This is a genomic window from Methylobacterium indicum (assembly GCF_017347565.1).
In the GTDB taxonomy this organism is placed as follows: domain Bacteria; phylum Pseudomonadota; class Alphaproteobacteria; order Rhizobiales; family Beijerinckiaceae; genus Methylobacterium; species Methylobacterium indicum.
This window is the reverse complement of sequence record NZ_AP024145.1, coordinates 217757-244024: the sequence shown is the minus strand read 5'-3', so window position 1 is coordinate 244024 and position 26268 is coordinate 217757. Positions and strand designations below refer to the sequence as shown.

Here is a 26268-nt window from a genome sequence, read left to right as displayed (position 1 = left end):
CAGCGTCGCGGGTCCTGGGCCGGTTCCGCGCCGCCACCGCCGGTTTCCGTGCGGCTCCGACCCGACCGATATCCGGTATGCATTAGGCAGCTTTGACCGTGGCGGGATCGCGGCCTAACCCGATCTAGCCTGTTCGATGGGGGACAAACAGGACGTCTACCAGAGATGTCGGGCATCGATTAACTCCCCTTTATGGTCCTGTGCTCCATGCGGAGCGAGGATCGCAGTCCAGTGGCCGGGCGAGAGCGCGGCCGTATCCTTCCCGCGGGCCCCGATGCGTATCGTCCTCGTCGAACCTGGCCTGACCCTGCGCAAGATCGTCGCCCGCCTCGTCGCGGAGGGGGGACATGTGGTCGATGCGTTCTCCGATTCCGCGCAGGCCCTCGCCCATGTGGCGGCCCACGAGGACGTGGCCTGCGTGATCACCAGCCTCGAGGTCGCGCCGCTCTGCGGCCTCGAACTGTGCTGGTCCCTGCGCACGCTCGCCGGCACGACCCGCCCGCTCGCGGTGATCGCGATGTCGGCCGACCGGGCCGGACGGCGCCTCGGCGAGGTGCTCGACAGCGGCGCCGACGACTTCATTCCCAAGCCGCCGGAGGCGGCGGAGCTGCATGCCCGCCTGCGGGTGGTCGAGCGGGGCCTGAGCCTGCAGCGCCGGCTGATCCGCGACGCGGACACCGACGGCCTGACGCAGCTCTTCGGCCGCCACGGCTTCACGCGCCGGGCGAGGGACTGCCTGGCGGCGATCCGGCCGCCCGAGCTTCTCACCGCCCTGATGATCGACATCGACCGCTTCAAGGCGATCAACGATCGGCACGGCCACGATGGCGGCGACCGGGTGATCCGCGCCGTCGCCGACGTGCTCAAGGAGACCGGGGCGCTGACCGGCCGGATCGGCGGCGAGGAATTCGCCGTGCTGATGCCCGGCCACGGCCTCGGCGGCGCCGGCGTGGTGGCCGAGCGGATCCGCGCGACCTGCGCCCGCCTGCGGGTGCCGGGCCTGCGCGGACCGATCCCGGTCACCTGCAGCCTCGGCCTCGCCGCCTGGAGCGAGGGCGACACCCTCGAGAGCCTGCTCGCCCGGGCCGACGGGGCGCTCTATGCCGCCAAGGCGGGCGGCCGCAACCAGGTGGTGTCGGCGACCGGGGAGGGTCTCGACCGTGTGAGCTGAGGCATCCGCGTGGCGGACGGGCTCTAACGGAAACGAAGCGGGCCGGACGCCATCCGCGCCCGGCCCGCTTCGTCCCCGGTCGGCCCGGGCAAAGCCCGGGCCGGGCGCCGTCAGGCCATCGCCTCGTTGCGCAGCCGGTCGTACTCGGCCTGCGGCACCGGCACCGCGCGGGGCTGGCCGAGGTCCTTCATCGGGATGCGGTAGGTCTCCCGGGCCGAGAAGGCCGCGACCGCCGCCACCGCGGTGATCGCGAGCGCGATCGAGCCGATGGTGAGCGGGATGTTGGCCGAGCCGGGGGGCGCCACGGTGGCGAACAGGGCCGGCAGCATCGCCGTGATGGCGGTGCCGACGTTCTGCGAGATCGCCATCGCGGAGACGCGGGTGCGGGTCGGGAAGAGCTCGGGGAAGAAGCTCGGGAAGACCGCGTTGTAGCCCTGGTAGACGATGCCCCACATCAGGATCGACATCACGATCGCCAGCGGCACGTTGGCGATGCTGATCGCGTACAGGTAGCCGAAGGACAGGAGGCCCGCGCCGAGCGCGCCGACGATGATCGGCGGGCGGCGGCCGATCTTGTCCGACAGGTTGCCGACCATCGGGATCACGATCACCGCCACGATGTTCCCGAGCACCGGGATCCACAGGTAGACGTCCTTGTGGAAGCCGATGCCGTAGGCCGCCTGCACCGCGTAGGCCGCGCCGAAGATGGTGGTGACGACCGGGATCACGTTCATCAGCGCCATGCACACCACCCGCAGCATGTCGGGCCAGGAGGTGGTGAAGGCCTCGACGATCGGGGCGCGGGCGACCTCGCCCTGCTTCTCCTCCTGGGCGAAGGCCGGGGTCTCGTCGACCTCGCGGCGGATGACGTAGCCGACGATGATGACGAGGAAGCTCAGGAGGAACGGGATGCGCCAGCCCCAGGAATTGAACGCCTCGGTCGGCATGTAGGCGGCGAGCGGCAGGAATACCGCGGCGGCGAGGATCTGGCCGGCCTGGACGCCCTGCAGGGCGAAGCTGGCGAAGAAGCCGCGGCGGCCGAGCGGCGCGTGCTCCATGGTCATCGAGCTCGCCCCCGAGATCTCGCCGGCGACGGCGAAGCCCTGGATCAGCCGCAGGATCACGAGCAGGATCGGCGCGAGGATGCCGACCTGGCTGTAGGTGGGCAGGAGCCCGACCGCGATGGTCGAGAAGCCCATCAGGAACATGCACAGGACGAGGACGTACTTGCGGCCGTGGGTGTCGCCCCAGTGGCCGAGCACGAAGGCGCCGATCGGCCGGCTGACATAGCCCACGCCGTAGGTGGCGAGCGAGGCCACGATCGCCACTGTCGGATTGTTGGACGGGAAGAACAGCTGCGGGAAGATCAGCGATGCCGCCGTCGCGTAGATGAAGAAGTCGTAGTATTCCAGCGCCGAGCCGATCCAGGCGCTCGCGGCGGCCTTCTTCGATTGCTGACGGTCGTGGGGATGTCCTGCCGGAACGGCACTCATCGGGGTTTCCTCCTGTGGTTGGTGTGGCCGTTGCCGCCTTCGGGATCCGGGCGGCATTGGGTCAGCTTGGTTTGTCTGCGAGTGTACCGAGGGCGATCGCGTCAAGTAAATCTCGATCGAAATGCATTGTGCGCAATTTCATGTCCGTCCGCGGAGCGCAAGGCGGACGCAGAGGGGACGATCGGCCTCGCGCACCGGCGTCAGCCGGCGGGCGGCGCCACCACGCGGTCGAAGGCCCGCGCCATCGCCTCGGCGGGCGCCTCGCGGCCGGTGAACAGCGCGAAGGCGTCGAGGGCCTGGTGGATCGCGAGTTCGCGCCCCGTCATGGTCCGGGCGCCGATCCGGGCGGCGTCGGTGAGGAGCGGCGTCCGGAGCGGGGAATAGACCGCGTCCGCCACCCACATCCCGGGCCGCAGCAGCTCCGCCGGGACCGGCGTGCCGCGATCCGGCAGCATGCCGACCGGGGTGCCGTTGACGACGCCGCGCGCGCCGTCGAGCGCCGCCGCGAGGCTCCGGCATACCCGTATCGCGGCGTGGTCGGCGAGCGAGGCCGCCACCGCCTCGGCCTTGGCCGGGTTCGCGTCGACGAGGCGGATCTCGACGCCGTCGAACGCCGCCAGGGCCACCGCGACCGCCTTGCCGACGCCCCCGGCCCCGATCAGCGCCACGGGTCCCTCGGGCCGCGGCCCGAAGGCCTGCACCAGGGCGCGGGAAAAGCCCGTCATGTCGGTGTTGTGGCCGGTGAGCCGGCCGTCGCGGACGACGATCGTGTTGACGGCGCCGACCGCCTGGGCCCCGGGCGACAGCCCGTCGAGGAGCGGCAGCACCGCTTCCTTGTAGGGGTAGGTGACGTTGACGCCGGCGAACCCGATCGGCGCCAGCGCCGCGAGCAGGCTTTGCAGCTGCGCCGCATCGGCGCCCGGAACGTCGATGAGCTGGTAATGGGCCTCGAGCCCCAGCGCCTCGGCGGCGGCCTCGTGCATCGCCGGCGAGGCGGAATGGGCGATCGGCGAGCCGATCAGGCCGAGCAGGACGGGCCTGGCATGTCCGTGAGCCATCTCTGAATGAGCCATGCGGGCGGCCCTCGTTCGTCTGCGCCCGCCCGTGGCGAGCTCTCCCTGGACCGGACCTTACGCCCGCGGCGCCCTCACCATGAGTACCAAGTTACGCGACGATCGTAACATCATGTTACGGTCGAGCGGAGGGCGGCCTGACCTGACCGGGCCGCGCCATCTCCTCGCGCAGGAAGCGCACGAAGCTCGCGGCGAACATGCTGAGCGCCGTGCCGGCCTTCATGGCAATCCAGGTCTCGAAGACCGGCGCCTCGTCGATCGGCAGCACGCGCACGCCCGGGAAGGCGTCGTCCGCGATGGTGAACTGGTCGATCACCGCGATGCCGAGGCCGGCCCGCACCAGGGAGCACACCGTCGAGCCGAAGCGGGCCCGGATCGTGATCCCGTAGGACAGGCCGCGCTCGCGGAAGATGTCGGACATGATCCGGCCGTAGGGGTCGTTCGGGTCGATGCCGATCAGGGGATGGCGCGCGATCTCGTCGGCCGAGATCGAGGACCGGGCGGCGAGGGGATGGTCGAGCGGCACGATGCAGTACAGGCCGCCGCGGGCCAGAGGCTCGAAGGTGAGCGCCGGGTGGTCGAGGCGGTAGCTCATCGCCACCACCTCGCCCTTGCCCAGCAGCAGGTAGTCGATCGCCTCCTCGAGCTTGAGGATGTTGATGTCGATGACGAGATGGGGATAGGCGTTGCGCACCCGCTCGATCGCGCGGGGCACCATGACGTGCGAGATCGACGGCACCGAGCCGATCAGCAGTTCCTGGCCGGCGCCGCCTTGCGTGCGCTCCAGGACGAAGCGTAGATCCTCGACCTTGTCGAAGACCGCGTTGATCTGCGCGAAGACGTGGCGCGCCTGCTCGGAGGGTACGAGGCGCCCGGCCCGCCGATCGAACAGCCGGAAGCCGAGCGAGGCCTCGGTGTACTTCATCAGCCGGCTGATCCCCGGCGCCGAGACGTTGAGGAGGCGCGCCGCGCCCGCGATGGTCCCGGTCACCATCACGGCGCGGGCGACCTCGATCTGGCGCAGGGTCAGCATCCGGTCTCCCCCTCGTCGTCCGTTTTCCCGGCCAGATGGCGACAGGCGCGGCCCGGACGCAAATGCCGCCGCCCCCGCGACTCCGCCGAGGCCGGGACCGGTGATACAGCCGGGGACCCGTCCTTTGCCGCGACGGGGCGGCCCGGGATCCGATGCGCGTCCTCTTCGTCCACCAGAACTTTCCCGGCCAGTACCGGCACATCGCCCCGGCGCTGGCGGCCCGGCCCAGCGCCGAGGTGGTGGCGCTCGGCATCAATCCGGCGCCGACCCTGCCGGGGGTGCGCCACCTCCGCTACGCGGTGGCCGGCCGCTCGACGCCCGGCATCCATCCGCCGGCGGCGAGCTTCGAGACCGCGACCCTGCGGGGCGAGGCGGCGGCGCGGGCGGCGCTCGCCCTCAAGGCCGAGGGGTTTTGCCCGGACGTGATCTGCGGCCATTCGGGCTGGGGCGAGACGCTCTTCCTCAAGGACGTCTGGCCGCGGGCCCGGCTCCTGACCTTCGCGGAGTTCTTCTACAGCGCGACGGGCGCCGATACGGGCTTCGACCCGGAATTTCCCGGCGCGGAGGGCGATGCCTTCCGCACCCGCGCACGCAACGCCGCGCAGCTCCTCGCCTTCGAGGCCTCCGACCGGCTGGTCAGCCCCACCGCCTGGCAGGCGAGCCGCATCCCGGCGGTCTTCCGGGACCGGCTCACCGTGATCCACGACGGCATCGACACCGACCTGCTGCGGCCGGACCCGCGGGTACGGATCACGCTCGGCCGCGACCGCCTGTCCCTCGGCGTCGGCGACGAGGTCGTGACCTTCGTCAACCGCAACCTCGAACCCTATCGCGGCTATCACAGCTTCATGCGGGCGCTGCCCGAGATCCTGCGCCGGCGGCCGAAGGCCCGGGCGGTGATCGTCGGCGGCAGCGACACCAGCTACGGCGCGAAACCCCCCGCCGGCCGGACCTGGCGCGACATCTTCCTCGACGAGGTCCGGGCGGATCTCGACCTGTCGCGGGTCCATTTCGTCGGAAACATCCCCTACCGCGACTACGTCGACCTGCTGCGGGTCTCGATGGTCCACGTCTACCTGACCTATCCGTTCGTCCTGTCCTGGTCGATGCTGGAGGCGATGGCGCTCGGGGCCTGCATCGTCGGCTCGGCGACGCCGCCGGTCGAGGAGGTGATCCGGCATCGCCGGAACGGCCTCCTGGTCGATTTCTTCTCGCGCCGGGCGATCGCCGAGGCGGTGGTCTCGGTGCTGGCCGACCCTGCCGCCGTCGCCCCATTGCGGGCGGCCGCGCGCGAGACGGCCCTGTCCTACGATCTCGAGCGGGTCTGCCTGCCGGCGCATCTGCGCCTGATCGAGGCGGTCGCCGCCGGGGGCGGGGCGTGACGCCGGAATTCGACCGCAAGGAGCGGGATGCGGCGCAGGGCCGGGGCGCGTAGGCACGCCGGAAGGAGGTGCCGACATGACCCCGTTCCACTGCGAGGCGATTCCCACGGCGACCGCCGACCGCTTTCGCCGCACCGGCCGCGACGATCGGGGCAACCCCGTCCGGCGGGTCGTCGCGACGCCGGAGGGCGGCTTTCCCTGCCGCCACTGCCTGCGCCCGGCGCGGGCCGGCGAAGCCGTGCTGCTCGGCTCCTACGACCTGCCGCGGCCACTCGGGATCTACTGGACGCCGAGCCCGATCTTCCTGCACGAGGCCGCGTGTCCCCGCGCCACGACCGCCAACGCGGTCGCCCCGATCGTGCGGGTCAACCCCCTCGTCTCGGTCCGGGCCTACGACGCCGACGACCTCTGCCTGTACGATCTCGGGCAGGTCTGTGCCGGCGCCGAGGTCGATGCGCCCCTCGACCGGGCACTCGCCGATCCCCGCACGGCCTTCGTCAACATCCACACCGCACGGCCGGGCTGCCTGCTGACCCGGGTGACGCGGCTGCCCGGCTGACGGCGGATCGGCCGGCGGGGCGGCGGCCGGTCGCGGCGCGGGGCATTCCCGGGCCGCTTTCGCACAGCATCGCATCCTCTGTGGATCGCTCAGCAATCCTTCATTCCCGGCTGCCATTCCGGCGCACGAAGAAGGGGAGGGGGAGCCCGATGTCGCCGAGCCTGCATGCCGTCGGGGAGACGCCCGAGAGCGGCATTCCGCTATCCGAGCTGCTCGGGGCGCTCAGCCACGCCCTCGACCTGACCGAGGGCCAGCCCCCCGGGCATTGCGTGCGCGCGACCTGGATCGGCATGCATGTCGGGCGCGAGATGGGCCTCGACCCCGACCGCCTCTGGGAACTCTACTACACGGTGATGCTGAAGGACCTCGGCTGCTCCAGCAACGCCGCGCGGATCTGCGAGCTCTACCTGTCCGACGACATCGGCTTCAAGCGCGACTTCAAGTCGGTGAGCGACAGCCTGCCCCAGGTCCTGGGCTTCGTCTTCTCGCATACCGGGCTCAAGGCCGGCCTCGCCGAGCGCTTCCGGGCGGTCCTCAACATCCTGCAGAACGGCGGCGAGATCGTCGACGACCTGATCCAGACCCGCTGCCAGCGCGGGGCCGAGATCGCCGCGCGCCTGCGCTTCCCCCCGTCCGTCTGCGAGGCGATCCACGCCCTCGACGAGCACTGGAACGGCAAGGGCCGGCCCGACCGCCGCGCCGGATCCGGGATCCCGCTCTACGCCCGCATCGCGCTGCTGGCGCAGGTGGTCGACGTCTTCCACACCAGCGCCGGCCCGGCGGCGGCGCTCGCCGAGGCGCGGGCCCGGGCCGGCTCCTGGTTCGACCCCGACGCGGTGGCGGCCCTGGACCGGGCCGCGCAGACTCGGGGCTTCTGGGACGTGCTCGCCTCCGACGCGGTGGCGGATGCGGTCGCCGCCCTCGAACCGGCCCGGGCCGGCCTCGTCGTCGACGAGGACTACCTCGACGACATCGCCCGGGCCTTCGCCCAGGTGATCGACGCCAAGAGCCCCTTCACCTCCGGCCATTCCGAGCGGGTCGCGGTCTATGCCGACATGATCGCGGCGGAACTCGGCTACGCGGCGGAGCGCCGCCGCTGGCTGCGCCGGGCGGCGCTCCTGCACGACATCGGCAAGCTCGGGGTCTCGAACGCGATCCTCGACAAGGCGGCCAAGCTCGACGACGCCGAGTGGCGCGACATGCGCAACCACGCCGCCCTGTCGGAGACGATCCTCGCCCGCGTGGCCGCCTTCCACGCCATCGCCCGGATCGGCGGCGCCCATCACGAGCGCCTCGACGGCAAGGGCTATCCCCGCGGCCTCACCGGCGAGGCCATCGCGCCGGAGACCCGCATCGTTTCGGTGGCGGACGTGTTCGACGCGCTGACCGCCGACCGTCCCTACCGCGCCGCGATGCCGATCCCGAAGGCGCTGGGCATCATGCGCCAGGATGTCGGCACCGCCTTCGACCCGGCCTGCTTCTCGGCCCTGGAGCGGGCGATCGCCGGGATCGACGGCGACCTGTCGCGGGCGGCCTGACGGCCGCCCGCCCCCGGGGGCGTCACTCCACCGAGGCGGTCGCCTCGACGGTGTCCCAGCCGCGCAACGGCGTCACCGCGACCGCGTCGCCGTTGCGGGTGATCGCCACCGCCCGGGCCGGGGCGCCGGCTTCCTGCGGGGTCGAGACCGTGACGCTCTGGCCGGGGGCCAGCACCGTCTCGAACCGGGTGGCGGGGGTGGGCGCGCGGTAGGCCAGGGTCACCACCACCCGGTAGCCCGCGGGCTCGGGGAGGTAATAGGCGACCCCGGCGAGGGGGCCGAGGTCGAGGCTCGCCGCCCCGGTCGGCCGGAGGTCCTGCGCGCTGGCGGCGGAGGCGGCTGCCAGCGTGGCGGCGGCCAGGAGCGTCGTGCGCATCGTCGTGAACAGGGTCATGATCGCGTGGTCCGTGTCGTGGCGGGGCTCGGTGCGGCCCCGCATCCATGGACGTGATATGCGCTGCGGTGCAGCATGGATCAAACAGATCGCATCGATAATGACTATTGATCATATCGATCTCTCCCGGATCGATCTCAACCTGCTGGTCGCCCTTGACGCGCTGCTCGCCGAGCGCAGCGTGACCCGGGCGGCGGCGCGCATCGGCATCGGTCAGTCGGCGATGAGCAGCGCGCTCGCGCGGCTCAGGACCCTGTTCGGCGACGAGCTTCTCACCCGCGCCCCCGAGGGGATGCGGCCGACCCCGCGGGCGCTCGCCCTGGCCGAGCCGCTGCGGGTGCTGCTGCGCCAGGTCCAGGGGCTGGTGCGCCGGGACGAGGCCTTCGATCCCCGCACGGTTGTGCGCAGCTTCACGATCAGCCTGCCCGACAGCACGGAGGTGCTGCTCGGCACGCGGCTCCTCGCCCATCTGCGGCGCGAGGCGCCGGGGATCAGCCTGCTCCTGCGCTCCGTCGACCGGGCCCACATCCTGGAGGAGATCGACGCCGACCGGGTCGACCTCGCCATCGACCTGTCGTTCCGCGGCCAGACGCACCACAAGCAGCGCCTGCTCTACCGCGACAGCTACGTCTGCCTGTTCAACGCCGCCCAGGTCGGGCTGACGCCGCCGATCTCGCTCGACGACTACCTGCGCTTCCCCCACGTGCTGACGAGCCTGCGCGGGACCGCCCACGGGGTGGTGGACGACGCCCTCGCCAAGCTCGGGCTCGCCCGCACCCTCGCGGTCACCTCGCCGCGCTTCGTCGCGGTGCCGTTCCTGGTGCGCAGCGCGCCGGTGCTCACCACCATGCATGCCCGTCTGGCGCATCTCTTCGCCGAGACCCTGGGGCTGACCGTGAGCCCGGTCCCGGTCGCCCTCGACGCGATCGCCGTGGGGATGCTCTGGCACGCCTCCTACGACGACGATCCGGCCCATCGCTGGCTGCGCGACCTGCTGCGGCGCCTGGCGGACGAGCCGACCGCCCCGTCCTGACCGGCCGCCCCCTGCCGGGACGGCGCCGATGCCGCTATGCTGGCGGGATTCGCCGGGACGGGTCCGCCATGCGCCGACCCGTCCCGACCGACCCGAACCGACCGTTGGACCCTGATCCCGTGCGCCTGACCCAGATCACCCACCACGACCTCGACGGCTACGGCGCCGCGACCCTCGTCGCGGCCTATGCCGAGCCGGCGCGCATCGTGCACGTCCCGCGCTACGGCGATGTCGGCCCCGTGGTCGACGACGAATTGAAGCGCCTGTCCAAGACCAAGGCCGCCGAGATGGTGCTGATCACCGATCTCGGCATCGAGGAGCCGACGATCGCGTTCCTGCGCCGCTTCGCCGCCATGAACCGCAAGCGCGAGGCCGACGCCCCGCACCGGCTGGTGGTGCTCGACCACCACACCTCCTCGATCGACCAGATGCGCCGCCAGAACCTGGAGCCGAAGGCCGATGCGGAGAACCCGCGCCTGTCGCGCTTCGATCTCGGCGACCCGTCCGTCACCGTGCTGATCGACGAGAATTCGAGCGCGACCAAGATGGTCGCGACCCACCACGCCCTGTTCGCCACGAAGGCGCCCGATCCGGCCCGGGCCGAGGATCTGGCGCTCTTCGTCGCCTCCGTCGACGCCCTCGACCTCTGGCGCAAGGAGGACCCGCACTTCCCCGGCGGCTTCGCCCTCGACGAGATCTTCTGGGACAATGTCGGCACGCTGGTGCCGGTCGGGCATCCGGCGCACGACCCCTTCGTCGCCCGCCTGCTCCTGGAGGCGACCGCGAAACTGCGCACCGGCGCCACCCCGGCGGAGCTGGAGCGCGCCGTGCCGGCGATCCGCGGCGCGATCGTCGACGACCTGATGCGCGACGAGCCGAGCGACGACGCGCGCCTCACCACCCGGCAGCGGATGGCCCGGGCGCTCGCCCGCTCCGACGCGCTGTTCCACGCGCTCCCGGACGGCACCCTCCTGTCCTTCGCCCTCGATGCCGGCACCTTCCAGCGGGTCTCCGACCTCGTGATGGCGAGCGGGCGCGCCAAGCGCCTCGTCAACGTGCAGCGCGCCGGCACCCTGTCGTTCCGCTCGATCGACGGCACCGCCCTCGACGGCGCCCGCCTGTTCCGCGGCGGCGGCCACCAGGACGCCGCCGGCGGCAAGCTGCCGAGCGGCACCGCGTTCTCGCTCAGCGACGCCGTCGCCCAGGTCGAGCCGGTGCTCACCCCGCCGAAATCGGCCGCCGCCGACAGCCCGTTCGCGGCCCTGAAGAACTGGAAGGGCTGAGGGAAGCCCCGGCGGCCGCTCGAGCATTTTCCGACGAAGTGGATGCCGGTTCGTCGAAGAAAATGAGGCGAGACCAAGACTTGGAGAGCTTCGCGATTGCAGCGCGATCGTGAAACTCTCCAGTCCGCCGGGGTTCCGGCGCGCTCGGCTTCCTGACCGGAGGGGACGCATGTTCACCCACGTCATGATCGGCAGCAACGACCTCGAACGGGCACGGCTCTTCTACGACGCCACCTTCGCCGCCCTGGGCGGCGGGCCCGGCGCGATGGATGCCCGGGGCCGGCTGATCTACGTCCATGCGGGCGGCCGGCTGATGGTCACGACGCCGATCGACGGCAACCCGGCGACCGCGGCCAACGGGGGAACCATCGGTCTCGCCGCCGCGAGCCGCGACCAGGTCCTCGCCTGGCACCGGGCCGGCGTCGCGCAGGGCGGGACCGCGATCGAGAGCCCGCCCACGGAACGCCCGAACGGGGCCTTCGTCGCCTATCTGCGCGACCCGGACGGCAACAAGCTCACCGCCCGCACGGCGGCGACGCGGTAGCGATGCCGTCAGGCCGGCCGGTACTCCGAATCGAGCGCCGGCGGACCGTCGGTCGCGACCCGGCCGCGCTCCACCAGGTCTTCGAGATGAGCGAAGACCGACAGGGCGGCGGCCGGTCGCAGCATCGGGTCGAGGCCGGAATAGAGGGCGGCGACGAGGCCCGGGATGGTGCGCTCGCCGGCCGAGACCCGCTCCAGGATGCCGGCCTCGCGGGCGCGGCGATGGCCGAGGAGCCCGCGCACGAAGCGCTGGGGATCGCGCACCGGGCCGCCATGGCCGGGCCAGTACACCGCCTCGGACCGGCCGCGCAGCGTCTCCAGGGACGCCATGTAGGGCCCCATCGCCCCGTCGGGCGGCGCCACGATGCTGGTCGACCACGCCATGACGTGATCGCCCGAGAACAGGGCGTTCTCCTCCGCGAAGGCGAAGGCGAGGTGGTTCATGGTGTGGCCGGGGGTCGCGAGCGCCGTCAGGGTCCAGCCCGGCCCGCTGACGCTCTCGCCGTCCGTGAGCTCCCGGTCGGGCCGGTGCTCGGCATCGCCCGCGGCGTCGAGGCGCCCCTGCTCGAGGCCCCGCACGGCGCGGGCCGGCCGGTGCGGGCCGCAGCCGACGATCGGCGCGCCGGTCGCCGCCCGGAGCGGGCGGGCGCCGGGGGAATGGTCGCGGTGGGTGTGGGTGACGAGGATCGCCTCGATGCTCTCGCCGTCGAGCGCCGCCAGCAGGGCCGCCCGGTGCTCCGGGTGGTCCGGGCCGGGATCGATCACCGCGACGCGGCCATGCCCGACCAGGTAGGTGCAGGTGCCGCTCTGGGTGAAGGGGCCGGCATTCGGGCAGACGAGCCGCCGGATCAGCGGCGATACCGCCTCGACCCGCCCGCTCGCCGGGGCCTCGCGCTGGAAGGCGGGCGCCGCCTCGGGTGCCTCAGACTCGCTCACCGGACCGGCTCCTGACGCGGCGTGGGGGGAGCCCCCGGGTTAGCCGGCGCGGCCCCGCCCTGTCGAGGGCACTCGCGCCTCTCAGCTCACCATCCAGGCCCAGACGAGCAATCCTGCGAAGAACAGGCCCGAGCTCAGAAACACGGCCGCGACTTCGCGGTACTGCAACAGACGATTCTCGAGCGCGGGCGACATGGCGGGCGACAGCATGATGAGGGGGAAACCGGAGCAACCGGAACGACGGCATTGTCCTCCCGCGGGCCTGTGAATCGCAAGCGCCGCGAGGGTCCGGAGCCGCGGAAGACCGGCCCTGTCTCCGGCCCGCAACAGGCCGCGGCCGGGCCGGCGGATCAGCGGAACGGGGAGGGCGCCACGACCCGGACCGGCAGGAAGCCGGCATCGCTCACCACTTCGGCAAAGCCCAGGGAGCGCGAGGCGTAGCGCAGGCGTCCGGCGTCGCCCTGGCTCTTGGCGGCCGCGGCGAGCGAGTGCTTGAACTCGGCCCGGGCACGCTCCTGGCGCGTGACGTCGAGGGTGCGGTCGAGATCGCGCCGGGCCCCGGCCGAGAGCGTTCCGGCGCGGCGGAACTCGACGAAGCGCGCCTCCCCGGCCCGGTCGCGACCGGCGAAGACCTTGGCGCCGACGGCCCGGGGCCCGGGCCCGGCCGCCACCGCGTCGCCGGGCCGAAGCGTCGCGTCGCGCAGGAGGAGCCGCGCGTAGCCGCCCTCGCCGGGCCGGCAGGCGCAGCTCTGCACCTGGCGCGTCCGGTAGATGTAGGCCGCCGCCAGGCTGCGGTAGGGCCGGCCGTCGAGGCTCACCGCCCGATCGAGCTCCTGGCCGGCCCGTACGGTGTAGAGAGCGGTCTCGGCCCCCGGGCAGGCGGCCTGGCAGGCCTCCTGATGCGCCGGCGGGGCCTCGCGGCCCTCGAGGTTGGCGAGCGGGAACATGTAGCCGTCGCAGGTGCGCACGCAGACGGTGCGATCTCGGGTGCGTGCGAACCCGGCCGGCTCCCCGGTTTGCTCGATCGCCAGCTGCAGACGCGGACGCGGCGGGGCCGCCTTCGGCGAGGATGCCTGGGAGGAAGATAACTGGGACGATGATGCCTGGGCCGAGGATGCCCGGGCACGGTGGACCGGGGTGACCCAGCGCGGGGCCTCGACGGTGGCGTGGGCCGGACGGCTGGTCCAGCGCACCCGCCGCTCGCGCAAGGCCGCCTGGGGCCGGGGCGCCCGGGCCGGCAGGCCGAGGCTGCGCGGCACCTCGCCGAGCAGGAACTCGAGCACTCCGGCATCGTCCGCCGCCTGGACCAGGGTGCTGCCGGCGCCGACGGCGCCGAGGCCGAGCAGGAGGCCGAGGGCGAGGCTGCGCACGAGGCCGCGCGACCGGCCGATGCCGGGCTTCATCACGTTGGGGACGGTCACGGGGGAGCCTCACCGAAGGTTAAGGCCAATTAACCCCTCGCCCCGGACCCCGGCAACTGCGGAGAACCGCTGAGATAACAGCTTCATGACTCCGGGGGCGCGGCGGCTCGACTCCGCCCGCTACCCCCGATTTCCGCTGCCCAAGTCCCGCTGTCCAAGTCCCGCGACGAGAGAGGCCGCCGACGGCCCCTCCGGGAATCGTCCCTGTCCTCAGACGCCCTCGCCCATCGCCGACTGCATCATGCGGTCGCCGGTCAGGTCGTCGTCGCTGTAGCCGAGAAGCTCGGCGAGGCGGTTGCGGGCCCGGTTGACCCGGCTCTTGATGGTGCCGATCGCGACGCCGCAGATGCCCGCCACCTCCTCGTAGGACAGCCCCTCGGCGCCGACGAGAATCAGCGCCTCGCGCTGGTCCGGGGGCAGCTTGGCGAGGCCGGCGCGCAGGTCCTGCACGTCGAGGCGGTGGCCCTGGTCGGGGGCGGTGAACAGGCGCGCGGCGTAGGAGCCGTCCTCGTCCTGCACCTCGCGCATCCGCTTGCGCTGCTCGGAGTAGAAGGCGTTGCGCAGGATGGTGAACAGCCAGGCGTTGAGGTTGGTGCCGGGCTGGAAGCGGTGCTGGTTCTGCCAGGCGCGCAGGATCGTGTCCTGGACGAGGTCGTCGGCCCGGGCGGCGTTGTTGGTGAGCGAGAGCGCGAAGGCGCGCAGCGACGACAGGGCGGCCAGCATCCCCTCGCGGAACGCCGGCTCGACCGCGCGCCCTTGCGCGGCGAGCGCCGCCTCGAGCCGCTCGATCAGCGCGAGGAAGACCTCCGGCGTCGCCGCGGTCTCCAGCGGCGCGTAGGCCGCCCGCAGCTGGTGGCCGAGATGGCGCTGCACGGTCGGCGGCAGGCCGGGCTTCGACTCGGGTGCGGCCAGGATGGGATTGTCGGTGGACGCCATGCGACTCTCACGTTCTGAAGCCAGGGAGGGCGGGGCGGCGCGGATCCGGGCCGCGCGCGTCATACTCCGCCGGAGCTTCCTTCGAGGGACAAGTGGGGCGCCGCGCGGACCTGTCGACGGGTGCGCATCGCCGCGGGCGGGTCAGGCGGGGGATCAGGGCGTCGTCGGGCGGTGCCGTGTCGGGTCGCGCGTCCCGTCGCGCGGCGCTCGCCTCGTCCGCCCGTCGCTCCACCGCATCGCCGTCGCTCCCGTTGCCGCGCGAAGGCGCGGCCGCGCCCGGGCCGGCGGCCCGGGTCGTCGGGGGCAACGGCCTCGTACGGCCCAGGTTCCCACCTCCGTCGTCGCACCCGGGCGGGGGCCGGTCCTACCAGGTCCGGGCGCCGGGCTGGCTGCGGTACTCGGCGGCGCGGATGCGTGTCATGATGCGGTCGAGATCGGCGAGCAGGGCGGCCTCCTCGGCCTGCGCCGCGGCGACGGCGGCCGGGTCGGCGAGGTAGAGGCGCTCCTGCTCGGCGCGGGCGAGGCGCTGCTCCAGCGCCCCCCGTTCGGCGTGGAGGTCCAGCAGCTCCCGGCGGCCCGGCTCGTCCGGGTGCCCGGCCGCCTCGCCCTCCCGGGTCGCGTCGGTCTTCGTGTCGAGGTCGTGCACGGGAATCGCGTCCTGCTGGAAGAGGCGCCACCGCCCCGGATCATCGCCCTTCCAACGCGCGAGACGGCCGAAACGTCGCATCCGGCCGGGGGCTGTCATCCAAGTGTCATGGGATCGTCATAGGGCCGGCGTGAGGCTGGGCGTATGCGTCGCGCCGCGACGACACACGGCCTGGCAAGGATCAGGTCGGGGTCCGGCGCAGTCCGGGGAGGCGGGTCGCGTCCTCGCCGGCTGTCGACGGCAGGATGACGGCAGCACCGCTCGTCGCCCCGCATCGTGCCTGACCGATCCGAACACGGAGAGAACCCAGTGAAGCCTTTCTCCTACGCGCTCGCCATCGGGCTCGCGACTGCCCAGATCGCCACCTCGGCGCTCGCCCTCGACATCACCGGCGCCGGCGCCACCTTCCCGTTCCCGGTCTATTCCAAGTGGGCCGAGGCCTACCGCAAGGAGACCGGCAACGGCCTGAACTACCAGTCGATCGGCTCGGGCGGCGGCATCAAGCAGATCCAGGCCAAGACCGTCGATTTCGGCGCCACCGACGCGCCGCTGAAGGGCGAGGCCCTGACCAAGGACGGCCTGGTCCAGTTCCCGACCGTCATGGGCGGCGTCGTCCCGGTGGTGAACATCGCCGGCATCAAGTCGGGTGAGATCAAGCTGACCGGCGAGGTGCTGGCCGAGATCTACCAGGGCAAGATCCGCAAGTGGTCCGACCCGAAGATCGCCAAGCTCAACGAGGGCGTGAAGCTCCCCGACGCCCCGATCACCCCGGTCTACCGGTCCGACGCGTCCGGCACCACCAACATCTTCACCACATACCTGTCCGACGTGTCGCCGGCCTGGAAGTCCGAGCTCGGCGCCTCGACCACGGTCAGCTGGCCGGCCGGCCAGGGCGGCAAGGGCAACGAGGGCGTCACGGCGGTCGTCAAGCAGGTCCCGAACGCCATCGGCTACGTCGAGTACGCCTACGCCAAGCAGAACAACCTGCCGGTCGCGCTGATCCAGAACAAGGACGGCCAGTACCCGATGCCGGGCGACGAGGCGTTCCAGGCCGCCGCCGCCAACGCCGACTGGAAGGCCGCCCCGGGCTTCGGCATTTCGCTGACCAACCAGCCCGGCGCCAAGGCCTGGCCGATCACCGCCGCGACCTTCATCCTGGTCCACAAGGCTTCGGCCGACGCGGCCCGCACCGCCGAGGTGCTGAAGTTCTTCCGCTGGGCCTACAAGAACGGCGACAAGCTCGCCTCCGACCTCGACTACGTGCCGCTGCCCGACAAGGTCGTCGGCCAGGTCGAGGACGAGTGGAAGACGGTCGTCGGCAAGGACGGCAAGCCCGTCCTCGCCCAGTAAGCCGCCGCACGCGGCGTGACGGACTTCCGGGAGGACGGGCCCCGCCCTCCCGTTCGCCGGCGCGGGGCGCCGGCGCGAAGCCGAGATCTCGCCGCCCGCCGGGCCTCGAGGCGGGTCGCGTCCGACTCGCCTCGATCCGCCGAGCGCGCTAGAGGCCGCTCACTCCAAGGGAAACCCGGATGGTCGCGTTGTCTGAGAACGTCGCAATGGCGGCAAGGCGCGAAGTCGCCCGCCGCGCCCCCAGCCCGGTGGGCGATCGCATCTTCCGCACCGCCGCCTTCGCGTCGGCGCTGCTGGTGCTCCTGGTCCTCGCCGGCATCCTGGGCTCGATCGCCTATGGCGGCTGGCCGGCCTTCCAGGCCTTCGGCCCCGGCTTCTTGGTCTCGAGCGCCTGGAACGTCGGCCGCGAGGAGTACGGCGCCCTCGTCGCCATCATCGGCACCCTGGTCTCGGCGCTGCTCGCCCTCGTCATCGGCGTGCCGATCTCGCTCGGCATCGCGATCTACCTGACGCAGCTCTGCCCCGGCTGGGCCCGCCGCCCGGTCTCGATGACCATCGAGCTGCTCGCCGCCGTGCCGAGCATCATCTACGGCATGTGGGGCCTGTTCATCTTCGCGCCGCTCTTCGCGCGCTTCGTGCAGATCCCGGTCTCGAACCTCGTCGAGGGCCTGCCGATCGTCGGCACCCTGTTCTACGCCCAGGTGCCCTCCGGCGTCGGCATCCTCACCGCCGGCATCATCCTGGCGATCATGATCGTGCCCTTCGTCGCCTCGATCACCCGCGACATGCTCGACCAGATCCCGACGGTGCTGCGCGAGAGCGCCTACGGCATCGGCTGCACCACCTGGGAGGTCGTGCGCCACGTCCTGATCCCGCAGGCCTCGGTCTCGATCATCGGGGCGGTCATGCTGGGCCTCGGCCGCGCGCTCGGCGAGACGATGGCGGTCACCTTCGTGATCGGCAACGCCAACCGCCTCTCGCCCTCGATCTTCGATCCGGGCTCGACCATCGCGTCGCGCATCGCCAACGAGTTCAACGAGGCCGACGGCCTCCAGCTCAGCTCGCTGATGGCGCTCGGCTGCATCCTGTTCGTCGTCACCTTCATCGTGCTCATCATCGCCCGGCTGCTCGTGCGCCGCGCGAAGGTGGCCTGATCCCGCACCCGGAACGGACGTTTCCCGATGAGCGCCTCCCCCGCCGCGGTCTCAGGGGCCACCCCCGCCGCTCCGCCCCGCCCGGCCTCGCCCGAATGGGGCCGGGTCCGTGCCGGCCGCCGCACCGCCGACAAGGTCCTGGTCGTCGGCTGCACCGTCGCGACCGCGCTCGGCGCGATCGTGCTCGGCTCGATCCTCCTGATGCTGATCGTCCAGGGCGTGCAGGGCTTCTCGCCGGCCCTGTTCACCAACGTCACCCCGGGCCCCGGCACCGAGGGCGGCGGCATCGCCAACGCGATCCTCGGCAGCCTGGTGATGACCGCCCTCGGTATCGTGGTGGCGACCCCGATCGGCGTGCTCGCCGGGACCTACCTCGCCGAGTACGGCCGGGCCTCGCACCTCGCCAACGTGATCCGCTTCCTCAACGACATCCTGCTCTCGGCGCCCTCGATCCTGATCGGCCTGTTCGTCTACACCCTGATGGTGCGGCCGATGGGCGGGTATTCGGGCTGGGCCGGCGCGGTGGCGCTCGCCATCATCGCCACCCCGGTGATCGTGCGCACCACCGAGGACATGCTGCGGCTCGTGCCCGGCACCCTGCGCGAGGCCGGCGCGGCGCTCGGCGCGCCGCTCTCGATCGTGATCCGCTCCGTCACCTGGCGGGCCGCGCAATCGGGCATCGTCACCGGCGTGCTGCTGGCGCTCGCCCGCATCGCCGGCGAGACCGCGCCGCTGCTCTTCACCGCGCTCAACAACAATTCCTGGTTCAGCCCGAACCTGATGGGCGGCGTCGCGAACCTGCCCGTCATGATCTACCAGTTCGCGCTCTCGCCCTACGAGAACTGGCGCCAGCTGGCCTGGGCCGGCGCGCTCCTCATCACCATCACCATCCTGGGCCTGTCGATCGTGGCCCGCCTCGTCCTGAGCGGCCCGAAGGGGCGCTGATCCGCATCTCCGGCAGCACCCGATCGCTCGGCGACCGGGTGCTGCTCTCCTCATCTGAATTTGCCGCATTTCTTTCGACGATTTTCGTCGAAAAATGCTCCTGCCCGGAGACACACCGATGAGCGCCACCGCCACCGCCGCGCCGGTCGTGGGCCAGAGCACGGCCGACGAGTCCGCCCCGGTCCGCCTCGCCGTCAAGGACCTCAACTTCTACTACGGCGACTTCAAGGGGTTGAAGAACATCAACCTCAACTTCCTCGACCGCCAGGTCACGGCGCTGATCGGGCCGTCGGGCTGCGGCAAGTCGACGTTGCTGCGCACCTTCAACCGGATCTACAGCCTGTATCCCGAGCAGCGCGCGGAAGGGCAGATCCTGCTCGACGGCCGCAACATCCTGGATCCCTCGATCGACCTCAACGAGCTGCGCGCCCGGGTCGGCATGGTCTTTCAGAAGCCGACCCCGTTCCCGATGTCGATCTACGACAACATCGCGTTCGGCATCCGGCTCTACGAGCGCCTCGGCAAGGCCGACCTCGACGTCCGCGTCGAGGAAGCCCTGCGCAAGGGCGCCCTGTGGGACGAGGTGAAGGACAAGCTCAAGCAGTCCGGCATGGGCCTGTCGGGCGGCCAGCAGCAGCGCCTCTGCATCGCCCGCACGGTGGCGCAGCGCCCGGAGGTGATCCTGTTCGACGAGCCGACCTCGGCCCTCGACCCGATCTCGACCGGCCGCATCGAGGAATTGATCGAGCAGCTGCGGGGCGAGTTCACCATCGCCATCGTCACCCACAACATGCAGCAGGCGGCGCGCATCTCGCAGTTCACCGCCTTCATGTATCTCGGCGAGCTGATCGAGTTCGGGCCGACCAACCGGCTGTTCATGAACCCGTCGAAGCGCCAGACCCAGGACTACATCACCGGCCGGTTCGGCTGAGCCGCTCCCGGGGCCGGCCCGCCTTCCGCCGGGCCGGCCCGCGCCCTTACGCTCCGCCTCATTCCGGGGGGTCTCACCTCATGTCGAACCACATCGTCACGTCCTACGACCAGGAATTGCAGAACCTGCGGCGCAGCATCGCCGAGATGGGCGGCATCGCCGAGAAGATGGTGGCCGATTCGGGCCTGGCGCTCCTGCGCCGCGATACCGCCCTCGCCCAGGCGGTGATCACCGCCGACCAGCGCCTCGACGGGCTGCAGCGCGAGATCGAGGAGAAGGCGATCCTCCTGATCGCCAAGCGCCAGCCGATGGCGATCGACCTGCGCGAGACGATCTCGGCGATCCGCGTCTCGGGCGACCTCGAGCGCATCGGGGATCTGGCCAAGAACGTCGCCAAGCGCGTCGTCGCGATCGCCGACCAGGTCCAGCTCCAGAAGATCGTCGTCGGGGTGGAGCACATGAACGAGCTGGTCCAGGGCCAGCTCAAGGACGTGCTCGACGCCTACGCCACCCAGGACACCGTGGCGGCCCTCGACGTCTGGGCCCGGGACGGCGGCATCGACGCGCTCTACACTTCGCTGTTCCGCGAGCTCCTGACCTACATGATGGAGGATCCGCGCAACATCACGTTCTGCACGCACCTCCTGTTCTGCGCCAAGAACGTCGAGCGCATCGGCGACCACACCACCAACATCGCCGAGACCATCCACTATCTCGCCACCGGCGAGACCCTGACCACCGACCGGCCGAAGAACGACGGGTCGAGCTTCGCCACCGTCGATCCTCAATCCTCGCCCCAGTCCCCGACCAAAGCCTGACCGGTCGGCCCGCCCGGCCGCGATGCCGGGTGGCCGTCTCGGGCGGCGGCGTCCCTGAAGTGCCCCCGATGAGTACCCGCATCCTGATCGTCGAGGACGAGGAGGCCCTGACCCTCCTCCTTCGCTACAACCTCGAGGCCGAGGGCTTCGAGGTCGACGCCGTCGCCCGTGGCGACGAGGCGGATATCCGCCTGCGCGAGCAGATCCCCGACCTCGTCCTCCTCGACTGGATGATGCCCGGGCTGTCGGGCATCGAACTGTGCCGGCGCATCCGCGCGCGCCGCGAGACCGAACGGCTGCCGGTGATCATGCTGACGGCCCGTGGCGAGGAGGGCGACCGGGTGCGGGGCCTCGCCACCGGCGCCGACGACTACATCGTCAAGCCGTTCTCGGTGCCGGAACTCCTGGCCCGGGTGCGCGCGCTCCTGCGGCGGTCGAAGCCCGCCCACGTCGCCGATCTCCTGATCGCCGGCGACATCGAGCTCGACCGGGTCAGCCACCGCGTGCGCCGCGACGGCCGCGAGCTGCATCTCGGCCCGACCGAGTTCAAGCTGCTCGAATTCCTGATGCAGAGCCCGGGCCGGGTCTTCTCCCGCGAGCAACTCCTCGACGGCGTCTGGGGCCACGACGTCTACATCGACGAGCGCACCGTCGACGTGCATATCGGCCGCCTGCGCAAGGCGATCAACCGCGGCCGCGACGCCGATCCGATCCGCACCGTGCGCGGCTCCGGCTACTCCTTCGACGAGATGTTCGCGCCCGAGCCGTGAGACCGGTCTCCGGGTGCGGCTCCCGGGCGAGGCATGGCGGCGGTCCCGGCCCGGGATCGGGCCGATGACGATGAACGCCGTCGTCTCAGAACTCCATGCCGAACTTGACCCGCAGGTTGTGCCGCTCGAACTGGTTCAGCCCGAGGGCGCGGCCGGCGAGGGCCGGATCGGTATCGCGGCCCCAGACCTGGCCCGCATAGGCCACGGTGAGCCAGACCTTCTCGGTGAACCGGTGGTGCAGGGCGGGACCGACCGTGAGCGCCTCGCTCTCCAGCCGGTTCAGGAAGGTCCCCTCGTAGCCGCGCAGGTAGCGGACCTCCGGACCGAGATAGGTATTTTTCCCCACACGCCCCACGAGGGCGTTCGACCACAGGAAGGTCGAGGAGCGATAGCCGCGGCCGCCCCGCTCGCGCCCTGCCGCGGGCTCGATGCTGATGTTGCTGCCGTACCAGAGCGTGTCGGGCACCACCTGGACGTCCAGCTGGAGCAGGCTCTCGACGTCGACGATGTCGGCGCCGCGCCCTTCGACCGGCAGGACGCGGGTGAAGCGCGGGCGCACCTCCAGGGCGAGACCGAGCGGCTGCTCCGCCGAGCCCTTCAGGAACTGGTACTTCACCTCCAGGGAGGCACCGTCGAAAGTGCCGTAGGACTTGTCGTCCAGATCCGCGACGTTGCGCTGCCGCCGCAACGTGCCGAACGCGCTGAGTTCGAGGCTCAGCCTGTCGATGGGGTTGAACTGATAGGCGAGCCGCGTGTCGAGCACCCGGTAGGCCGCCCGGCCGGGGCCGTCCCGGCGCTTGCCGATGCGCGAGACGGTGTCGACCACCGCTTCCTGCTCGCCCTTCTCGCCGGCATCGGCGCCCTCCGTGAAGCCGAACAGGTGCTCGGTATCGACGTCCTTGCCGTCGCCCGTCTTGCCGGACGTCCCTGCCTGCCGGCCCTCGTCCTTGCCGGCCTCGCGCGCGCCGTCCCGGTCCGATCCGGATCGGTCTTCCGTCCCGGGCTTGCCCTCCGTTCCGAACTTGCCGCTCGGCGCAGCCCGCGCGGGCGCCGGAGTGGAGAGGACGAGCATCAGGACGCCCGCCGCGGCCGACAGGCATCGGATCGGCTCGATGATTCCCGTCATGGTCGCGCGAGGGCCCCAGATGTGCAGTGCTCCGATGCGTCCGGTTAGAGACGATGCCGGCCGACATGGCTGCCATAAAAATGCAACGCCTGTCAGACCTTTGGGCCGTGCGGGATTAAGCGGGGCGTCCGGTGCATCGGGCCCGGACTGGCGCTGTGCCGTTCACCCCCGATGCGATCGGTCCGCGCATGGGGGATCTCCGCACGGTCGGTAGCACCGGGGGACGGTCTCAGATCTAGCACCGCTTCTTCGGGCGCCCGGACGTTCGCCCCGTATCAGGCTTCGCCCAGAGGTGGATGCATCGTGGCGACGGATCCGCGCCCCCGCCCCGAGCGCCGGGCCCAAGCCTGACGCCGATCTCGACATCCCCGCTCGCGCCGCCCCGGCGCGAAGGCGTCGGTGTGGTCGACCTGCGCCGTCCCTCGGACGACCCCATCCTTGGGTCAGTGGCGCCAGCGCTCTGCATGTCACGCATTTATAGTTGTTGATCGGCAGACATGACGTTAGGATTTTAGTGTCGGGAGGGAATGATTTCCATGGAAAAGATCAGAAACATCGTGATGATCTCGGCTTTCCTGCTGGCCGGAGAGATCGTCGCTTCGATGCTCGGTCTTGCCGTGCGGCCGGCATCGGCGCAGTCGAGTGCCGAGCGTGAGACATGTGCGGAATCGGTCGGGATCCAGACGCGTCACAACGGCCGAAACAGCTGGATCAAGCGCAGAGTATCGAGTAAGACTTACAATGCTTTTCTTCGGTGCACGGACGACATCGCCATGAAGCGTGCCGACGTGAAGCCGAACCGCCGCTGACGATCCGTCGAGGACGGCAAGCCGCGATCGTTCAGGAAGCCGGTCACCCGGCTCGCGAACCGACGGAGCCTGTCTGACGCCCGCGCCCTCGCGATGGGCGTCGCGGGGTCCCGCCGGACGTCTCCGTCCGGCGGGACCGCCTTTCAGATGTGCAGCGCCTCGCCGAGCGCCCGCAAGTTCGCCTCGTGAAAGGCCTCGCCGAGGGTCGGGTGGGCGTGGATCGTGCCGGCCACGTCCTCCAGCCGCGCGCCCATTTCCAGCGCCAGGCCGAACCCCGCCGCCAGTTCCGAGACGCCGGCCCCCACCGCCTGGATGCCGAGGATGAGGTGGTTGTCGGCCCGCGCCGTCACCCGCACGAAGCCGTCCTCGGCGCCGAGCGTCATGGCGCGGCCGTTGGCGGCGAAGGGGAAGAGGCCGGTGCGGATCTCGTGGCCGGCGGCGCGCGCCTCCTCGGGGGAGAGACCCGCCGAGACCACCTCCGGGTCGGTGAAGCAGACCGCGGGAATCGCCACCTTGTGGAAGGCGCGGCGGCGCCCCGCCACGAGGTCGGCCACCATCTCGCCCTGCGCCATGGCGCGGTGGGCCAGCATCGGCTCGCCGGTGACGTCGCCCACCGCCCAGACGTTGCGCATCGAGGTGGCGCAGCGCTCGTCGATGCGGATGAACGGGCCGCTCATGTCGAGGTCGAGCCGCTCGAGCCCGAGATCCTGCGTCCGGGCCTTGCGGCCGACCGCGACGAGGATCACCTCGGCCGGAATTTTTCTGGAGTCCCCACCGACCTCGACGGCGAGGGCGTCGCCCGACAGCCCGGTCGCCTGGGCGCCGAGCAACACGTCGATGCCGAGCGCCGCGAGGCGCCGCGCCACCGGCCGGGTCAGCTCGGCATCGTAGGCCGGCAGGATCCGCTCGGCCATCTCGACCACCGTGACCTTGGCGCCAAGCTTGGCGAAGGCGGTACCGAGTTCGAGCCCGATATAGCCGGCGCCGACCACCGCCATGGTGGCGGGGACCTTGGATAAGGACAAAGCCTCGGTCGAGGAGATCACCCGCCCGCCGAAGGGCAGGTGGGGGAGCGCCGCCGGGACCGAGCCGGTGGCCAGGATGACGTGCTCGGCTCGCACCCGCTCGGGCCCGGTATCGGTTTCGACGAGGCAGGTCTTGCCGTCGACCATGGTCCCGCGCCCGCGCAGGATCTTGACCCCGCCGCGCTTCAGCAGTGACGCCACCCCGGTGTTGAGCCGCCCGACGATGCCGTCCTTCCAGGCCACCGTGCGGGAAAAATCGAGGCGCGGGGGACCGGCCGAGAGGCCGAAGGGCGAGGCGTCCTCGGATTGCAGCAAAGCTGCGTGATAGGCCTCGGCCGCGTGGATCATCGCCTTCGACGGGATGCAGCCGACATTGAGGCAGGTGCCCCCTAAGCGGTTCTCCTCGACCAGCACGGTGTCGATGCCGTGCTGGCCGGCGCGGATCGCCGCGACGTAGCCGCCCGGGCCGCCGCCGAGCACCAGGAGCTTGGTGGTGATCTCGCTCAAGGATCAGGCCTCCATGAACAGGGTCGCGGGCGTCTCGATCAGGCCTTTGAGGGCCTGCACGAACAGGGCGGCGTCGTAGCCGTCCACCACCCGGTGGTCGAAGGACGCCGAGAGGTTCATCGTCAGCCGCGGCACGAAGGCGTTATCGCGCCAGACCGGGCGCATCACCTGCTTGTTGACGCCGATGATCGCGACCTCCGGCCGGTTGATCACCGGCGTCGTCACGATGCCGCCGAGCGCGCCCAGCGACGTGATGGTGATGGTCGAACCCGAGAGCTCGTCGCGGGCCGCCAGGCCGTTGCGGGCGGCGTCCGCCAGGCGGCGGACCTCGGCCGCCGAGTTCCAGACGTCGCGGGTCTCGGCATGGCGGAGCACCGGCACCATCAGGCCGGACGGGGTCTGGGTCGCGATGCCGACATGGATGCCGGCATGGCGGTGAATCACCTCCGCCTCGTCGTCGTAATGGGCGTTCATCTGCGGGAAGTCCGGCAGGGCGCGCACCAGGGCCTGGACCAGGAACGGGATCAGGGTGAGCTTCGGCCGGCTCGCGCCGTGGCGCTGGTTGAGGGCGGCGCGCAGCTCCTCGACCGCCGTCACGTCCACTTCCTCGACGTAGGAGAAGTGAGCGACGCGGCGCTTGGCGTCGGCCATGCGCTGGGCGATGCGCCGGCGCAGCCCGATGACCTTGATCGCCTCGACGCCCGTGCGCGGAGCGCGGCCGGCGGGGGCCGGCGCGGCCTCCTCGGGCGGCGCGTCGAGATAGGCGTCGAGGTCGTCGTGCCCGATGCGGCCGGCCGGGCCCGTGCCGCGGACCTGGCGCAGGTCGATGCCGGCCTCCAGCGCCCGCCGACGCACGGCCGGCGAGGCGACCGGCCTCTCGCCCGCCGGTCGCGGCGGGCCGGAGGAGGGGGCCGTCGCCGCGGCGGGGCGCGGGGCGGGGGGCTTTGCGGGCACCGGCCTTTGCGGTTCGGACGGCTTCGGTACCGCGGCGGATTGCGGGGCGGGTGCCGGCTGGGCCGGTTCCAGGCCGTCCGCGGCCGGGACCAGGGCGGCCGTGGGTTGACCGGCCGCGGCGTCCTGCGCCTTCGCGACCTCGGGCGTCACCGCGACGCCGGCCTCCGGAGCCGCCGCAGGCGCGGCGTCCCCACCCTCGATCTCCAGCCGCACCAGTTCGGCGCCGACCGCCAGCATCTGGCCGGCCTCGGCGCCCAACGCCGCGACCGTGCCGCTCACCGGCGAGGGGATCTCGACGGTGGCCTTGTCGGTCATCACGTCGGCGAGGGGCTGGTCCTCGCGGACCACGTCGCCGACCTTGACGTGCCAGGCCGAGACCTCGGCCTCGGCCACGCCCTCGCCGATGTCGGGGAGCTTGACGATGCGAAAGCCCATGGC

26 protein-coding genes are annotated in these 26268 nt (G+C 71.6%); 14 read left to right on the top strand and 12 right to left on the bottom strand.

Annotation, left to right across the window (positions count from 1 at the left end; translation table 11 throughout):
• The first annotated feature begins 274 nt into the window (after nt 1–274).
• Nucleotides 275–1171 carry a GGDEF domain-containing response regulator gene (locus tag miv_RS01210; protein ID WP_048425672.1) on the top strand — a complete coding sequence of 299 codons (897 nt, stop codon included), beginning with the start codon at nt 275–277 and terminating at the stop codon, nt 1169–1171.
• 110 nt (nt 1172–1281) lie between these two features.
• Here the strand turns inward: miv_RS01210 and miv_RS01205 are convergent, their stop codons facing one another.
• The 3 genes from miv_RS01205 to miv_RS01195 all read right to left on the bottom strand — a co-directional run bounded on the left by miv_RS01205 (nt 1282) and on the right by miv_RS01195 (nt 4770).
• Nucleotides 1282–2664 (bottom strand): MFS transporter, encoded by a 1383-nt coding sequence (locus tag miv_RS01205; RefSeq protein WP_048425673.1) that lies wholly within the window; start codon nt 2662–2664, stop codon nt 1282–1284.
• Between the two features lie 200 nt (nt 2665–2864).
• Entirely contained in the window at nt 2865–3737 is an 873-nt protein-coding gene (locus miv_RS01200; protein ID WP_207181005.1) for a shikimate dehydrogenase, read from the bottom strand.
• Nucleotides 3738–3852: 115 nt separating this feature from the next.
• Nucleotides 3853–4770 carry a LysR family transcriptional regulator gene (locus miv_RS01195; RefSeq protein WP_207181004.1) on the bottom strand — a complete coding sequence of 306 codons (918 nt, stop codon included), beginning with the start codon at nt 4768–4770 and terminating at the stop codon, nt 3853–3855.
• Between the two features lie 152 nt (nt 4771–4922).
• Between miv_RS01195 and miv_RS01190 the strand changes: the two genes are divergently transcribed.
• From miv_RS01190 to miv_RS01180, 3 genes are all read left to right on the top strand, one after another.
• Nucleotides 4923–6152 (top strand): glycosyltransferase, encoded by a 1230-nt coding sequence (locus miv_RS01190; protein ID WP_207181003.1) that lies wholly within the window; start codon nt 4923–4925, stop codon nt 6150–6152.
• Between the two features lie 76 nt (nt 6153–6228).
• The gene (locus miv_RS01185; protein WP_207181001.1) at nt 6229–6711 is read left to right on the top strand and encodes a DUF1203 domain-containing protein; all 483 of its coding nucleotides are present in this window, start codon (nt 6229–6231) and stop codon (nt 6709–6711) included.
• Nucleotides 6712–6860: 149 nt separating this feature from the next.
• Complete coding sequence (locus tag miv_RS01180) at nt 6861–8249, top strand: HD-GYP domain-containing protein (RefSeq protein WP_122982794.1); 1389 nt, start codon at nt 6861–6863, stop codon at nt 8247–8249.
• A gap of 22 nt (nt 8250–8271) precedes the next feature.
• Here the strand turns inward: miv_RS01180 and miv_RS01175 are convergent, their stop codons facing one another.
• Nucleotides 8272–8643 (bottom strand): hypothetical protein, encoded by a 372-nt coding sequence (locus miv_RS01175; RefSeq protein WP_244748815.1) that lies wholly within the window; start codon nt 8641–8643, stop codon nt 8272–8274.
• Nucleotides 8644–8743: 100 nt separating this feature from the next.
• Here miv_RS01175 and miv_RS01170 point away from each other — a divergent pair, with 100 nt between their 5' ends.
• The 3 genes from miv_RS01170 to miv_RS01160 all read left to right on the top strand — a co-directional run bounded on the left by miv_RS01170 (nt 8744) and on the right by miv_RS01160 (nt 11503).
• Nucleotides 8744–9676 (top strand): LysR family transcriptional regulator, encoded by a 933-nt coding sequence (locus tag miv_RS01170; protein WP_207180999.1) that lies wholly within the window; start codon nt 8744–8746, stop codon nt 9674–9676.
• Between the two features lie 119 nt (nt 9677–9795).
• On the top strand, nt 9796–10959 hold the full coding sequence (locus tag miv_RS01165; RefSeq protein WP_048425679.1) for a dimethylmenaquinone methyltransferase: 1164 nt from the start codon (nt 9796–9798) through the stop codon (nt 10957–10959).
• A 169-nt stretch (nt 10960–11128) separates the two neighbouring features.
• Nucleotides 11129–11503 (top strand): VOC family protein, encoded by a 375-nt coding sequence (locus miv_RS01160; protein ID WP_207180998.1) that lies wholly within the window; start codon nt 11129–11131, stop codon nt 11501–11503.
• Nucleotides 11504–11511: 8 nt separating this feature from the next.
• On the opposite strand, the gene miv_RS01155 is transcribed toward miv_RS01160, so the two are convergent.
• From miv_RS01155 to miv_RS01140, 5 genes are all read right to left on the bottom strand, one after another.
• Complete coding sequence (locus tag miv_RS01155) at nt 11512–12438, bottom strand: MBL fold metallo-hydrolase (RefSeq protein ID WP_048425681.1); 927 nt, start codon at nt 12436–12438, stop codon at nt 11512–11514.
• Between the two features lie 81 nt (nt 12439–12519).
• The gene (locus miv_RS33665) at nt 12520–12648 is read right to left on the bottom strand and encodes a hypothetical protein (protein WP_274534411.1); all 129 of its coding nucleotides are present in this window, start codon (nt 12646–12648) and stop codon (nt 12520–12522) included.
• 140 nt (nt 12649–12788) lie between these two features.
• Nucleotides 12789–13859: a DUF2865 domain-containing protein gene (locus miv_RS01150; RefSeq protein WP_244748813.1), complete on the bottom strand. Its 1071-nt coding sequence runs from the start codon at nt 13857–13859 to the stop codon at nt 12789–12791.
• A gap of 210 nt (nt 13860–14069) precedes the next feature.
• Nucleotides 14070–14795, bottom strand: coding sequence for a sigma-70 family RNA polymerase sigma factor (locus miv_RS01145; protein ID WP_048425682.1), 726 nt, complete (start codon nt 14793–14795; stop codon nt 14070–14072).
• 364 nt (nt 14796–15159) lie between these two features.
• Nucleotides 15160–15441 carry a hypothetical protein gene (locus tag miv_RS01140; RefSeq protein ID WP_048425689.1) on the bottom strand — a complete coding sequence of 94 codons (282 nt, stop codon included), beginning with the start codon at nt 15439–15441 and terminating at the stop codon, nt 15160–15162.
• Between the two features lie 309 nt (nt 15442–15750).
• On the opposite strand from miv_RS01140, the gene pstS reads away from it, so the two are divergent.
• From pstS to phoB, 6 genes are all read left to right on the top strand, one after another.
• Nucleotides 15751–16791 (top strand): phosphate ABC transporter substrate-binding protein PstS, encoded by a 1041-nt coding sequence (gene pstS, locus miv_RS01135; protein ID WP_207180997.1) that lies wholly within the window; start codon nt 15751–15753, stop codon nt 16789–16791.
• Nucleotides 16792–16970: 179 nt separating this feature from the next.
• Nucleotides 16971–17945: a phosphate ABC transporter permease subunit PstC gene (pstC, locus tag miv_RS01130; protein ID WP_048430094.1), complete on the top strand. Its 975-nt coding sequence runs from the start codon at nt 16971–16973 to the stop codon at nt 17943–17945.
• 27 nt (nt 17946–17972) lie between these two features.
• Nucleotides 17973–18890 carry a phosphate ABC transporter permease PstA gene (gene pstA, locus miv_RS01125; RefSeq protein ID WP_082173823.1) on the top strand — a complete coding sequence of 306 codons (918 nt, stop codon included), beginning with the start codon at nt 17973–17975 and terminating at the stop codon, nt 18888–18890.
• Between the two features lie 118 nt (nt 18891–19008).
• Nucleotides 19009–19821 (top strand): phosphate ABC transporter ATP-binding protein PstB, encoded by an 813-nt coding sequence (pstB, locus tag miv_RS01120; RefSeq protein ID WP_048430093.1) that lies wholly within the window; start codon nt 19009–19011, stop codon nt 19819–19821.
• An 80-nt stretch (nt 19822–19901) separates the two neighbouring features.
• Entirely contained in the window at nt 19902–20639 is a 738-nt protein-coding gene (gene phoU / locus miv_RS01115) for a phosphate signaling complex protein PhoU (protein ID WP_058620049.1), read from the top strand.
• Nucleotides 20640–20707: 68 nt separating this feature from the next.
• Nucleotides 20708–21409: a phosphate regulon transcriptional regulator PhoB gene (phoB, locus tag miv_RS01110; RefSeq protein ID WP_048430091.1), complete on the top strand. Its 702-nt coding sequence runs from the start codon at nt 20708–20710 to the stop codon at nt 21407–21409.
• 85 nt (nt 21410–21494) lie between these two features.
• On the opposite strand, the gene miv_RS01105 is transcribed toward phoB, so the two are convergent.
• Nucleotides 21495–22535 carry a hypothetical protein gene (locus tag miv_RS01105; protein ID WP_207180996.1) on the bottom strand — a complete coding sequence of 347 codons (1041 nt, stop codon included), beginning with the start codon at nt 22533–22535 and terminating at the stop codon, nt 21495–21497.
• 536 nt (nt 22536–23071) lie between these two features.
• Here miv_RS01105 and miv_RS01100 point away from each other — a divergent pair.
• Complete coding sequence (locus tag miv_RS01100) at nt 23072–23344, top strand: hypothetical protein (protein ID WP_207180995.1); 273 nt, start codon at nt 23072–23074, stop codon at nt 23342–23344.
• 143 nt (nt 23345–23487) lie between these two features.
• On the opposite strand, the gene lpdA is transcribed toward miv_RS01100, so the two are convergent.
• Together lpdA and miv_RS01090 are read right to left on the bottom strand one after the other, a co-directional pair.
• Entirely contained in the window at nt 23488–24876 is a 1389-nt protein-coding gene (lpdA, locus tag miv_RS01095) for a dihydrolipoyl dehydrogenase (RefSeq protein WP_207180993.1), read from the bottom strand.
• Nucleotides 24877–24879: 3 nt separating this feature from the next.
• Complete coding sequence (locus miv_RS01090; RefSeq protein ID WP_207180991.1) at nt 24880–26265, bottom strand: dihydrolipoamide acetyltransferase family protein; 1386 nt, start codon at nt 26263–26265, stop codon at nt 24880–24882.
• Nucleotides 26266–26268: the final 3 nt, after the last annotated feature.

Bases quoted from the DNA above. Each gene is read 5' to 3' on its own strand.
- miv_RS01170 (WP_207180999.1), top strand. From the start codon at position 8,744: ATGACTATTGATCATATCGATCTCTCCCGGATCGATCTCAACCTGCTG.
- miv_RS01145 (WP_048425682.1), bottom strand. From the start codon at position 14,795: ATGGCGTCCACCGACAATCCCATCCTGGCCGCACCCGAGTCGAAGCCC.
- miv_RS01090 (WP_207180991.1), bottom strand. From the start codon at position 26,265: ATGGGCTTTCGCATCGTCAAGCTCCCCGACATCGGCGAGGGCGTGGCC.
- miv_RS01200 (WP_207181005.1), bottom strand. From the start codon at position 3,737: ATGGCTCATTCAGAGATGGCTCACGGACATGCCAGGCCCGTCCTGCTC.
- miv_RS01175 (WP_244748815.1), bottom strand. From the start codon at position 8,643: ATGACCCTGTTCACGACGATGCGCACGACGCTCCTGGCCGCCGCCACG.
- pstA (WP_082173823.1), top strand. From the start codon at position 17,973: ATGAGCGCCTCCCCCGCCGCGGTCTCAGGGGCCACCCCCGCCGCTCCG.
- miv_RS01160 (WP_207180998.1), top strand. From the start codon at position 11,129: ATGTTCACCCACGTCATGATCGGCAGCAACGACCTCGAACGGGCACGG.
- miv_RS01180 (WP_122982794.1), top strand. From the start codon at position 6,861: ATGTCGCCGAGCCTGCATGCCGTCGGGGAGACGCCCGAGAGCGGCATT.
- miv_RS01195 (WP_207181004.1), bottom strand. From the start codon at position 4,770: ATGCTGACCCTGCGCCAGATCGAGGTCGCCCGCGCCGTGATGGTGACC.
- miv_RS01210 (WP_048425672.1), top strand. From the start codon at position 275: ATGCGTATCGTCCTCGTCGAACCTGGCCTGACCCTGCGCAAGATCGTC.
- pstC (WP_048430094.1), top strand. From the start codon at position 16,971: ATGGTCGCGTTGTCTGAGAACGTCGCAATGGCGGCAAGGCGCGAAGTC.
- miv_RS01190 (WP_207181003.1), top strand. From the start codon at position 4,923: ATGCGCGTCCTCTTCGTCCACCAGAACTTTCCCGGCCAGTACCGGCAC.
- miv_RS01105 (WP_207180996.1), bottom strand. From the start codon at position 22,535: ATGACGGGAATCATCGAGCCGATCCGATGCCTGTCGGCCGCGGCGGGC.
- phoU (WP_058620049.1), top strand. From the start codon at position 19,902: ATGTCGAACCACATCGTCACGTCCTACGACCAGGAATTGCAGAACCTG.
- pstB (WP_048430093.1), top strand. From the start codon at position 19,009: ATGAGCGCCACCGCCACCGCCGCGCCGGTCGTGGGCCAGAGCACGGCC.
- miv_RS33665 (WP_274534411.1), bottom strand. From the start codon at position 12,648: ATGCTGTCGCCCGCCATGTCGCCCGCGCTCGAGAATCGTCTGTTGCAG.
- miv_RS01185 (WP_207181001.1), top strand. From the start codon at position 6,229: ATGACCCCGTTCCACTGCGAGGCGATTCCCACGGCGACCGCCGACCGC.
- miv_RS01100 (WP_207180995.1), top strand. From the start codon at position 23,072: ATGGAAAAGATCAGAAACATCGTGATGATCTCGGCTTTCCTGCTGGCC.
- phoB (WP_048430091.1), top strand. From the start codon at position 20,708: ATGAGTACCCGCATCCTGATCGTCGAGGACGAGGAGGCCCTGACCCTC.
- miv_RS01205 (WP_048425673.1), bottom strand. From the start codon at position 2,664: ATGAGTGCCGTTCCGGCAGGACATCCCCACGACCGTCAGCAATCGAAG.